Below are 12,701 nucleotides of genomic sequence, written 5' to 3'. Positions count from 1 at the left end.
TATCTACTTGTTATCAGAATTTTCAACATCTTTCCAATAAGCTTCCCAAATCTTCTTAGTAAACTCTGATGAAATTCCATCTTGTGCTTGATTTGAAATTCCTGGAATAGCTACTGCAATAGCTACATCACTGTTTGGCACAAACGAAATTCCGGTTGAACTATAAGTCTGTTGACCCTTGGTAAACGTTTCAGCCGTTCCAGTTTTGGCATAAATACCAGGCTTAATTGACTTCAAATTTGAACCAGTCACGTAAGGACCTGTTCCATTTACCACTAAGTTCATTCCCTTCCAAATCACTTCACGTTCAGCAGAAGTCCATCCTACAGTGCCCAAAACCTTAGTTGGAATCGTAGTCTGGAGTTGATCAATCGAAGAATTTTTTTGTCGTTGTGAAATCGAACCAACTACATGTGGCTGTACTCGATAGCCACCATTTGCAATGGTCGCAGCATACTGTGCTAATTGAATAGGAGTAAAGGTATCATATTGACCAAAAGCCTCGTCCAAAGCATTACCGCTATGATCAGCACCAGTATCACCTTTAATTCCCGTTGTTTCTCCAGGCAAATCAATTCCCGTTTTAACTCCCAAGCCAAAGCGAGCAAACCCATTGCGCATCTTCTGCCATACATCATGATCCAAATTACCTAGTGTCATATTTGGATAGTAATTTAAGCCACCCATCTTTAGCATCATTTGCATCACGTACGAATTTGAAGAATTTTGTAGGGCTGTTTCAGCTGTTAATGGAACACTACCATCTTGATTAAACCAAGATGACTTCTTCGCCGTTCCCGCAATTTGAATTGGCACATCATTAACTGCATTATTTTGAGGACTAATTACATTATTCATCATACTAGTAGTAATCATGGCTGGCTTAACAACCGATCCGACAACCTGTGCTCGATTAATATTACCCAAAGCATCTGATGTTAACTTCCCAGTTTCATTATCACGGTGTACTCCAGCCATTCCATACAACCCACCAGTCTTAGGGTTAATGGCTACAGCATAAGCACCTTCTGTTAAACCACCTGGAATATTTTCTTCCAGAATTTTTTGCAAATCTTCTTGAAACTTAGAATTAATTGTTAAGTTCAAATTTGATCCAGCTTGACCACTTTGTACTACTGTTTGTTTTGAATTATTACTTCCCACAGAAATAATTTTCTTACTCCCACTCAAAGCCGATTCATAGTATTTTTCAAGATATGAAGTTCCTACACTGTCATCACGACTATATCCTTGCGTCAACAAAGTATTAACTTCTGATTCAGGTAATCCTGACTTTGAATTTGAAACAGAACCAATAATTGAACTCATTCCATCCCCATTCGGATACTCACGAGTATAGAAAATTCCAACCTTCACCCCTGGCATTTTAGATTGACGTTCCCCAATATTAGCAATTTCTTTATCTGTCACATCGTTGGTCTTCAAATAAACCGTCGATAATGCATATGCTCCTGACATCTTTTGATACAACATGGCATTATTCTTTTGTTGACCAGTCATAGGAAAATCATCCTCATGCGTCATGACATATTTAGTCACTTGACGCATCCACTCATCAGTTCCATAAGTAGCTAAATTCTTAATTGAACGGCCAACTTTTTCAGCTCGTTTTTTATCTAATACATAATAAGTTGCGTAATTAGTTGGTGCCAATTGATCGGTATCCACCTTAAGATATTTACCAGTCTCATTAGCGACTCGATACATCTCTGCCTCACTAGTGCTTTTGGGCTTACGATATGTAATCGCTTGAGTCCCCTTATTATCAACGATTACTTTTCCAGTATCATCGTAAATTCGACCCCGCTGTACACGCTCTTTTTCTAAATTGGTAGCGCTTGAGTTAACTTCTTCTTTAAAACTAGCTTGGCGACGAATTTGCAAGTTTGCCAACTGCAAGCCTAGTAAAACCAACAGCAAAATTACAATTCCTAGCAAAACATTTAACCGTACGGGAATACGAGTTAATGAATTGGGTGCCCGCCTATTTTTCTTTTTACGTCTTGGCTGTTGCATTCATCACACCTTAATTTCTTATAATTTAGTTAGTTTTATTCTATCACATTCTACATAGACAATTAACAAAATATACTCGTTTCATTATTCAAGAATATCCTGGAAAAAAATAAGTTTTTCAAAATCAGCCAATGCTCATTTCAAAAAACTTATCACCCCGTTAAACGGTATTATTTATGCTAAGGTTACTGAAATAATTTTAACTTCAAACGAGAAACCATTTTCAGTAGTAATTTTGACCATGTCGCCCACCTTATGTCCTATCAAGGCTTTTCCAATCGGTGATTCATTAGAAATTTTACCGTCATCGGGATCAGCTTCAATTGAACCTACGATAGTATAAGATTCTGGTTCATCCCCATCTTCTTGAAAGGTAACCGTTTTACCAACTGAAACTTCATCGGCAGCAATGGAGCTCGAATCAATGACTTCAGAATTATCTAACATATTCTGCAAAGACTTAATTTGGCCTTCCATGAAAGCTTGTTCATCCTTAGCTGATTGATATTCTGAATTTTCAGATAGATCACCATGGGAACGCGCCTCTTGAATTGCGGCAGTAACTTCACCACGGCGCACCGTGATCAATTCATTTAACTCCGCTTCTAATTTTTGCTTTCCCTCAAGTGTCATTGGGTATGTTTTTTCATCTGCCATAATTGGCCCCCTATAATAATTTATATAATTTTAATTAATGGTTTTTACCATCTAAACTAAAAATCAAGATACCACGATCTTAATTAGTTGTAAAGATTATTCATGTAAGGAATGTCGACGCTTAGAACTTTCTGACCAACTCATCCCCAATAAAAAGATCATAAATCCAATGGAAATAAATAGGCCTTCATGTAATAGTGGCACCTTATATTCATATTCAATTCTATGATCTCCTGATGATACAACCGCCCCCAAGAAATTACCAGCAACTTTAACTGTATTGACCTCACGTCCATCAATCGATACTGACCAATTTTTAGAATAAGGAATGGTCGACATCAAAACATTTTCTCCTTTAGGAACATTGATGGTTCCTTTAATATCATTGGATTTGACCGTCTGATATTTAATACCTTGTTTTTGCAATTGCTTAGCTTGTTTGTCCCAAATATCCTGCCGCATAGCATATAACGAGACATTCTGTAACCATACTGTATTCGTCTTCAAAATTAATTTAATTTGATGTTGATCTCCCACTTGACCATTATCCGGTAATGTATAAATCATCGTATGTCGATGTGCTGGAATCGAATAAATTATTTGACCATCAACCTGTAGCTCTAAATTGTCAGAATTCAAAGCAGTCCCTAGAGTTAAATAAGTCGGTCCTGATGCTTGTTTTTGATAATACAAAGTCAAACTTGCATTCTTTTTTTGATTATTTTTTGACAAAAAAGCACCAGTCACGGTTTCAGGTGTCATTAGATTTTCCGCCTGAGCGCCACTAAAATTAATATTTTGAAAAGCTTTATCCTCACTACCTAGTAATGATTGCCAAAGATCACTTTGATTTTTGATCGGATCATCATTATGCGTTTTAAAATTAAGTACTGTTGGATCAGAGGCAAAGATCAAAGGTAAGGCGTTTTTATTTTTCGTCACCTGAATCCCTTGTTGCTGGCTGATCATCTTATAATTTTCTTGTGCATCATATCGATTATCATTAAACATTGCTGACGGAATTTGTTTATTAGTCGTTTGATCTAAACGTAACAGGTAACGCATTCCTAACAAGCTATCACTAATTAAAGTTCCTCCTCCGTAAGCAATATAATTATCTCCTTCTGGTTGTCCAAAAGTTGCCATCAAATCACTTTGCTGATTTTCTAACATCGATGTAAAAACACTTCCTCCGGCATAACCAAATTGCATTGGATCATCCTTAGTTCGCTGAAAATTTTTCGTTACACGATAAAAATCATTGCTTTTATGAGGTAAAGTATCGATATTCTTTTGAATAGTCTTAACAACCGTTTGATATTCACTATTTGATAAATAACTGAGATGATTAAGGGTTAACACAGAGTTAATTATCATATCAATTCCAACCAGCAAACCGATCACAGCTATCCACCAGGGATGCTTATGTATTTGTGTCAATCCGATTAAAATCAAAGTAAATATAGTAGCACCTAAACCAATCTGATACAGATTTAAATACTCATATTGATCAATTCGATAAATAATCCAACCAATTGCTGCTATTGCTAACCCAGCTAAACTAATAACCTGAAATTTACTAAACTCAATTTTTGGCGACCAAACACTAGCTGATAACCAAATTAACCAAAAAATAAATACAAAACTAAACCGATACGGATACCACACAGGAAATGAGAATCCATGCCAGACAACATTGAGGGGTTGATATAACATTGACACTACGAAAAACGCGGTCACAACGACCCCCATAATACGTGTGGGCCAACGAACATTTTTGGTCGTGAAAAAATACCAACATAGAATAAGAATCAAACTTCCTACGAAAATATTCGGTAAACCTGTTTCTATTTGTTTAAAATTAAACGCACCTGGGAAAAATTTAGTTATTAAATCGACAGGGGTATTATCAAAAACATTTTTTACATTTTCCCAAAAATGCTGCCCCTTCGAGTTATGCAAAGTCATTGCCGTTGGTAACCACACAAACGTTGACAAACCAATCCCCATCAATGATGAAAATATAAATTTACCTGCCAATTTTAAACGTTCATAAAATGAATATGGTTCCCAAGTTAGACGCCATAAAAAATAGAAAATCAAAAATAGTCCAGCCATATAGGTCATGTAATAATTACAGATAAAAGCTAATGATAATAGCAATATATAAGGCCAATAGCTATATCCAGCTAAATAACGTTCTAGAAAAGCTACAATCAATGGCAGCAAGATCACAACATCGATCCAAATTACATTTAATTGATTCACTAACATCCAGCCACTTAAAGCATAAATCGAGCCAAAAGCGGATAACGCAAAACCATTTTGCCAACGCATCAAGCGTAGAGCCCAAGCCATACTTAAACTTGCCAAGCCATAACGCAGAATAGTAACTAAAAAAATTCCTAATGATAGCCCTGTTTTAGAAAATGGTAGCAATAGTAAGTTAAATGGACTAAACAGATAATACGCTCCATCACTATAGAAATTACCACCCAGGCCTTTACTAAAACTATATAATAAGCGACTAGGATCCTGCAGCAAACTATCTTTCAAATACGCAATAAAATCAATATATTGTTGTCCCAAATCAACCGTCAAAATTGTATTATCACCAAATGGCGCAACACCTCGAAACGCAAAATAACCGGCTATAAAAATAACCGGTCCTAAAAAGCTGAGCCATAAGGCCTGAGTGTTGGCACGCCACTGTAACGGATTTAAATTAATCGTTTTTTTGTGCATGTCTAGTCCTTTTACTTATTTTCCATCCCTTGATTAACATCATCAACCTTAGCTACCGCCGCATCATGATCATCTTGGTTCTTAGTATAAGTAATAGCTCCTGTCTTCAAATTAGCCACAAAGTACAAGTACTTTTTCTGACGATCCTTGGGATTCAAAACAGCTTTAACCGCTTGAATACTTGGATTATTCATTGGACCTGGTCCATAACCAGGATTCCGATATAAGTTATATGGTGAATCTACCATCGTATCATCAATTGATAAATTAACTCTATCAGTTTTCAATGCATATTTAACAGCGACATCAGATTGAATGGGCATATCAATATCCAATCGATTCAAGAATACCCCCGCAATAATTCGCATATCCTTATCGCCGACGCCTTCGCCTTGAACTAATGAAGCAACGGTCATAAGTTCTTGCATGTTCATATTACTTTTCTTAATCTTACTATAATAAGGTCGCATTTCTGTATCAGTTTTATCCACCATAGCAGTAATGAGATCTTCTACTGTTTTATACCGAGTATAGTCATAAGTCGCTGGATAAAGATATCCTTCTAAACGATAGCGAGTGTCTTTAGCCGACATAGCTGAAGTTAATAATTCAGGATACTTTTTAGCTAGCGACTCCAAGAAGGTTTGATCATTAACTTTATCTAAAAAATCCTTTTCCGTAAATTTCTTAGAACTACCGACTTTTTTTGCAAAGCTATCGATCCCCTCACCTTCAGTCATCGTTAAAACCATATCATGATTCATGGGCGTATCTGAACCACCCTTTAAGAGCCGATTAACTAAAACATTCATCGGCATTGAGGGGCTCAATTGATAATAACCCGCCAACATATTGTTAGCATCATGGGTGTTAACATAATGCAAAAAAGCTTTATTCGAATGAACTAAATGTTTGTTAACCAAAATTTGTCCAATTTGTTGCACTGTGGATCCTTGCGGAATATAAATTTCTTGTTTCTTTTTATTTTTGGGTTGCATAGCACTGTAATTGTTTGATTGTTGATAAGCGCTAATTCCACGCCAACCTATCACTCCAATAATTACAATAATTAAGGCCAATATTATCCACATTACGCGACGTTTCCCACTTACCTTTTTAGCCTTAGGACGTCGTTGTTGTTTACCACGAGTCACTTTAGCTTTCTTAGTTTTAATCGGACGCTCAGAGACAACTTTTGGCGCTACCTTCTTCGTCTGTTTTTTAGCTTTATTTGAATTTAAACGTGAACGTCTAGATAGTGATTCTACAGTTTCATCTGTGAGACGCTGATCTTTAGTCAGATGATCTATTTCTACGGATGCCTCCAGTTTCGCAGGAAGCTCTTCTTTAGCTGAATTATTCTCAATCTGAACGTTTTGGCTTGGTTTAGCGTCGTTTTGTTTTGGCTGATCGTTTGGCTTTGGTTTAGTCAATGTTTCTTCCTTTAATTGAGGTGTCAAACGTTTGGATTCTAATTGATTATCGTCTAGTAACGTTGATTTTTCATCAGGTGCCTCTTGGGGCTGATCTTTAGGTTTATCACGTTTTAAAAATCCTTTTTTAGATTTTTCGTAACGCGAATTTCGCGGTTCAAATGGCATATTAAATTCCCCTATTACTTTTATATAAATTCAGTCCATAGTTTCAATCAGAAGTTTCTATGATCAAAAACCATTTCTGTTCATTCGTGATAATTTCATATAAATTCGATCAACGAAAATTATAAGCTATGCTAAGTACTCCGGTTTTTCCTTAAATGGATCTATCTCGTTAATACAAATTAATATTATTTTAAATAACCTGAAAAACAGGTACTAAAAATGGGATTGGAAACAATTATCCCAATCCCATTTATTTTACCATTTCATTCATAAAACGCCTAATTTGTTTAAAAAAACGAAGTAATATTAACGAATTTCAGCATTATATGTTTCTTCAAGCGTATTAGTAATTGCTTCTACTGCTCCAGTCACGACATCATCAGTTAGCGTATTTTCTCGATCAACAAAAGTTAAAGTATAAGCCAATGATTTTTGATCGCTACCAACATTCATTCCGGTATAAACATCAAATAGTTCAACTTTTTCTAGATAGCGACCACTAGCTTGTACAATAGTCTTTTGCAAAGTAGCAGCATCTAATTCTTTATTAACCAATACAGCGATATCTCTTGAAATCTCAGGATAACGTGAAACCTCGTTATATTGAGTCTTTAACTTTTTCAAATCAATAATTGTATCCAAATTCAATTCAAATCCAAAGGTTTCATTTATTTTGTACTCTTTAGCAATCAAAGGATGGATTTGACCAACCATCCCCACATAAACTTCACCAACAAAAATATCTGCTGTTCGTCCAGGATGCATTTCGACGTGTCGATCAGTTGGTACAAATTTAATTTCTTGCTTAAATTTATAATTTTCTAATAACCGTTCAACAATTCCTTTCAATGCATAAAAATCGACTGCTTCTGCTGCATCAGCCCAAGAACGTTGGTGCCAGTTTCCTGAAATAACTCCTGCTAAATGCTCAATTTCTCGTGGTTGTTGAGTTTGATCAGAATCAGCAATAAAAATACGTCCTTGTTCATACAAAGCCACATCATTTTGATTATGAGCAATATTATAAGCTGTATCATCTAGCAACCCCGTCAACAATGAACTACGTGTTTGTTGACGATCTTGTGACATTGGATAATTTAATTGTACGGGTATCCCAGCTTCTAATTGGAAATGTTTTGCCTTTTTCGGTGTCGTCAATACATATGACATAGCTTGATTTAGGCCCAAGCCCTCTAATGTATGACGACTAGCTCTAATCAAAGTCTGCGCTGGGGTTAATTGACCAGGTGTCATTTCCCCTACTGGTAAGGTTGTTGGTAAATTATCATAACCATACATCCGTGCTACTTCTTCCACTAGATCCGCTGAAATTGAAATATCCCAACGGCGGGTTGGAATTTCAACCTTGAATTCGCCTTGATCTTCTTGATAAGCAAATTGCAAGCGATCAAATATATCCCCAACCTCTGTGACCGTAATTTCCATTCCTAAGACATGTCTAATGTATTCCAAAGTTACTGACACAACAGGTAAACTAATTGTTTTACTTTGAGCAATAACCGGTTCCGCCAAAACATCACCACCTGCTAATTCAGCCATAAGGGCTGCTGCATGATCTAATGCTACGAGCGTCATACTTTCATCAACTCCTCGTTCAAAGCGTTGTGAAGCTTCAGAATGAAGATTTTGATCACGTGCAGTATGCCGAATGGATGTTGGTTCAAAAATAGCCGCTTCTAAGACCACAGTTTGGGTTTGATCAGTAACTCTGGTTGAAGCTCCACCCATCACTCCAGCAAACATTAACGGTTCATTATCAGCTGTGATTAAGATATCGCCCGCACTTGTTTCTCGCTCAACATCATCTAATGTCACTAATTTTTCACCAGCTTGAGCTGTCCGAACTTTCAAATTAGTACTTGGTAATTTACCATAATCAAATGCATGTAGGGGTTGACCATACATTAACATTAAATAATTAGTAATATCTACAATATTATTAATTGGTCGAATTCCCATATTCCAAAGACGCTTTTGCATCCAAAGAGGCGAATCCTTAACTGCTACATTCTTAACAACGCGAACGCCGTAAGTAGTTGCCAGTTCCTTTGGCACTTCAACTTGTAAAGTCTCATTAGTTTTTTGCGTTGCTTCATGTAACTCAAACTTTGGCAACGTCATAGGTACACCTAACATCGCAGCAACTTCAAATGCCGTTCCATTCATCGATAGCATATCTGCACGATTAGGTGTGATCCCAGTCTCTAAGATATCATCATCCATTCCAAGCGCATGAAAAGCATCATCACCAGGCTTTAAATCTTTAACATCATCTTCGTTAAAGACCCAAATTCCAGCTTCCAACTCCTTAGGCGCTAACTTATCATCAAGCCCAACTTCTTGCAAAGCACAAAGCATTCCATTTGAGCGAACTCCACGAAGTTTTCCTTTTTTAATCTTAACGCCATTTCCAATGACTGAACCATGCTTGGCTAAAATAACAGTTTGTCCTTCTGCAATATTAGGTGCCCCTGTGACAATTTGAACTGGTTCTTCTTCTCCGGCGTCAACTTGCGTAATTACCATATGATCTGAATCAGGATGTGGTTCAACTGTTAAAACCTTTGCAATAACGACTTTTTTCATGTTCCCTTGCATTTGGGATTGTCCTTCAATCTCAACAGAAGTCCGTGAAATTTTTTCGGCTAATTCATTGATTGGTAAATCAATCTTCATATAATCTTTTAGCCAATTTGTTGATACTCTCATATTAATTATCCTTTCTGGTCAAATTGCGTTAAGAAGCGCATATCATTGAGGTAGAAATTACGAATATCTTCAACCCCATACTTTAGCATGGCAAATCGATCTGGACCCATTCCAAAGGCAAAGCCCCCATAAACACTTGAATCGACACCCGCTGCTTCCAAAACATTAGGATGAACCATCCCAGCTCCCAAAACTTCAATCCATTCAATATCTTCTGGCTTTGTTTTAGCAGTTACTGGTCCCCAAGATATGTCAACTTCAACAGAAGGCTCTGTGAAGGGGAAATAAGATGGTCGTAAACGAATATCATGATCAGAACCAAATAATTGATGAGCGACTGCCAAAAGGGTTCCCTTTAAGTCTCCCATCGTAATATTTTTATCAATCACTAAACCTTCAACTTGATGGAATTGATGTGAATGTGTTGCATCATCAGTATCACGTCGGTAAACTCGCCCGGGTGATATCATCTTTAATGGACCCTTAGTAAAATCGTGTTGCTCTAATGTTCGGGCCTGTACTGGTGAAGTTTGTGTCCGCATCAAGAGATCAGACGTAATATAAAATGTATCTTGCATATCACGAGCTGGGTGGTCTTTTGGTAAGTTCATCATTTCAAAGTTATATTTGTCTTGCTCGACTTCAGGACCAGCAATGACTTGATAACCCATTCCCATAAATTGATCTTCTAGTTCATCAATAATTTGTTGTAACACATGAGGCTGTCCTTGTTGAACTTTACGACCAGGCAGTGTAACATCCAATGTTTCTTTTTGTAATTGACGTTCCAAAGCAGCTGCTTCAAATTCAACTTGTCGTTCTGCAATTGCTTCTGTGATGGCATCACGAATTTCATTAGCCATTGATCCCACTGTTGGGCGTTCTTCAGGTGTTAAGTCTTTCATCCCCCGCAAAATATTCGTCAATGAACCCTTCTTACCTAACCAATTAACACGTGCATTTTGTAAGTCTTGTGCATTTTTACTTTTTTCATCAATATCTTGTAAAGCTTGTTGCCGTAGTTTTTCTAAATCTTGAATTAAACTCATGCTCACACTCCTCTTTTTGAAATTAATCATAATAAATAAAAAAGTCCCTTCGGCTTAAAAAGCCAAAGGGACGTCTAATTAACGTGGTACCACCCAAGTTTTGTCAGGCCAAAAACCTAACACTTACGGCATTCAATAACGAGAATGAACCGGATTAATCTTATCAATTAATCAACTCCCGGCTGAAATTCAAAATTAATCGGGGCGATTTCTCACCAATCACCGCTCTCTAAAACCCGATTTAAAATTTACTAGGCCGTTCAAAGTTTATATTTAAAAGTATACAAGGTTCCTATTAAAAAACAAGAGATCTAACAGGAATTAATTTTATCTTTAAATGAATTCTTTAATATTTTTGATTGAAGCTTCGCGACCTAACAATTCCATTACATCACCTAAGTTAGGTCCTTCGTTGACCCGTGAAGCTGAAATACGTAATGGCATCCACAAATCACGACCCTTAACATCCATTTCATTTTGTAAGCTTCGGATTGAAGCGACAATTGATCCAGCATCAAAGACAGGCATTGCTTCTAACATTTCAATCCATCGCTTCAACAATGATGGAACGTAATCTTTTTCCATCCAGTCCATTGAATCAGAACCCAAATCATCTTTAGCCGTTAAGTCAAAGAAAACCGGCTTAACCAATGGAACAATTTGTGAAGTATATGAAATACCGTCTTGATGAAGCGCCATAACACGTCGAACCCATTGTAGCTTTTCCGTAGTTAACTCATCAGGTGTGATTAATTTAGCATCAATTAATTCTGTAATTAATTTATCAAATAATACGCCTTCATCAATCTTCTTCACCCATTGATTGTTAACCCATTCTAACTTTTTGTTATCAAATTTAGCAGGTGACTTTGACAATCGCTCCGGATCAAACATCTTAATTAATTGTTTCTTGGTGAAAATTTCTTTTTCGCCTACTGGTGACCACCCAAGCAATGAAATAAAGTTTAACATAGCTTCAGGTAAGTACCCCAATGAACGATATTGTGAGATAAACGCAATGACATTGTTATCACGCTTTGATAATTTTTTACCAGTTTCAGCATTCAAGATCAAAGTCATATGTCCATAAACAGGTGCTTCCCAGTCAAAGGCATCATAAATCATTAATTGCTTAGGCGTATTTGAAACGTGCTCATCCCCACGCAAAACGTGTGATATTTCCATCAAATGGTCATCTACTACAACCGCAAAGTTATAAGTAGGCATTCCATCAGCCTTTTGAATAACCCAATCACCACCAATTTGTTCAGATCCAATTTCAACATGGCCCTTAACAAGGTCTTGCCATGCATAAAGCTTATCTTTTGGTACACGGAAACGTACAACCGCTGGTAATCCTTTGGCTTGAGCTGCTTCTTGAGCCGCTTTAATTTCTTCACCACTCATACCTTCATACTCATAGACATAATGAGGTGCTTGCTTAGCAGCCACTTGCGCTTCACGTTCAGCATCTAATTCTTCTGAAGTCTTATATGAATAATAGGCCAGATCACGATCTAACAATTCTTGAATATAACGCTTGTAGATATCAAGACGCTCTGATTGGCGGTAAGGTCCATATTTACCAGGATTACGAGGTGATTCATCCCAATCAAGACCTAACCAGTTCAAATTATCAAATTGTGATTCTTCTCCATCCTCAATATTTCTTGATGTGTCAGTATCTTCAATTCGAACAATAAATTCACCACCAAAATGTCGGGCAAACAACCAGTTAAATAAGGCCGTCCGTGTATTTCCAATGTGTAAATATCCAGTTGGTGAGGGTGCATAACGTACTCGAACTTTTTTATCTGTGACTTCAGTCATTTAATTCTACCTTCTTTATTAATTTATTATATTCAATAATTCCCAAAACAAT

The 12,701-nt window shown here is 36.8% G+C and carries 7 protein-coding genes and 1 other annotated feature; all 7 genes read right to left on the bottom strand.

Annotated elements, in window-relative coordinates:
- Nucleotides 1–3 precede the first annotated feature (3 nt).
- The 7 genes from WKK_RS04725 to gltX all read right to left on the bottom strand — a co-directional run bounded on the left by WKK_RS04725 (nucleotide 4) and on the right by gltX (nucleotide 12,649).
- A complete protein-coding gene (locus tag WKK_RS04725; protein WP_013989629.1) occupies nucleotides 4–2,037 on the bottom strand; it encodes a penicillin-binding transpeptidase domain-containing protein in 2,034 nt (677 codons plus the stop codon).
- A gap of 174 nt (nucleotides 2,038–2,211) precedes the next feature.
- Nucleotides 2,212–2,694, bottom strand: a complete 483-nt coding sequence (gene greA / locus WKK_RS04720) for a transcription elongation factor GreA (protein ID WP_006844972.1) — start codon at nucleotides 2,692–2,694, stop codon at nucleotides 2,212–2,214.
- 96 nt (nucleotides 2,695–2,790) lie between these two features.
- Nucleotides 2,791–5,439 (bottom strand): YfhO family protein, encoded by a 2,649-nt coding sequence (locus WKK_RS04715; protein WP_013989628.1) that lies wholly within the window; start codon nucleotides 5,437–5,439, stop codon nucleotides 2,791–2,793.
- Between the two features lie 11 nt (nucleotides 5,440–5,450).
- Nucleotides 5,451–7,040, bottom strand: coding sequence for an endolytic transglycosylase MltG (mltG, locus tag WKK_RS04710; protein WP_013989627.1), 1,590 nt, complete (start codon nucleotides 7,038–7,040; stop codon nucleotides 5,451–5,453).
- A gap of 306 nt (nucleotides 7,041–7,346) precedes the next feature.
- A complete protein-coding gene (gene pheT, locus WKK_RS04705; RefSeq protein WP_013989626.1) occupies nucleotides 7,347–9,770 on the bottom strand; it encodes a phenylalanine--tRNA ligase subunit beta in 2,424 nt (807 codons plus the stop codon).
- Between the two features lie 5 nt (nucleotides 9,771–9,775).
- Nucleotides 9,776–10,819, bottom strand: coding sequence for a phenylalanine--tRNA ligase subunit alpha (gene pheS, locus WKK_RS04700; protein WP_013989625.1), 1,044 nt, complete (start codon nucleotides 10,817–10,819; stop codon nucleotides 9,776–9,778).
- A 63-nt stretch (nucleotides 10,820–10,882) separates the two neighbouring features.
- Nucleotides 10,883–11,092: a binding site (T-box leader), on the bottom strand.
- A gap of 60 nt (nucleotides 11,093–11,152) precedes the next feature.
- The gene (gene gltX, locus WKK_RS04695; protein ID WP_006844967.1) at nucleotides 11,153–12,649 is read right to left on the bottom strand and encodes a glutamate--tRNA ligase; all 1,497 of its coding nucleotides are present in this window, start codon (nucleotides 12,647–12,649) and stop codon (nucleotides 11,153–11,155) included.
- Between the last annotated feature and the right edge of the window lie 52 nt (nucleotides 12,650–12,701).

The sequence above is a fragment of the Weissella koreensis KACC 15510 genome, from assembly GCF_000219805.1.
GTDB lineage: Bacteria > Bacillota > Bacilli > Lactobacillales > Lactobacillaceae > Weissella > Weissella koreensis.
This window is presented reverse-complemented; position numbering and strand designations above follow the sequence as displayed.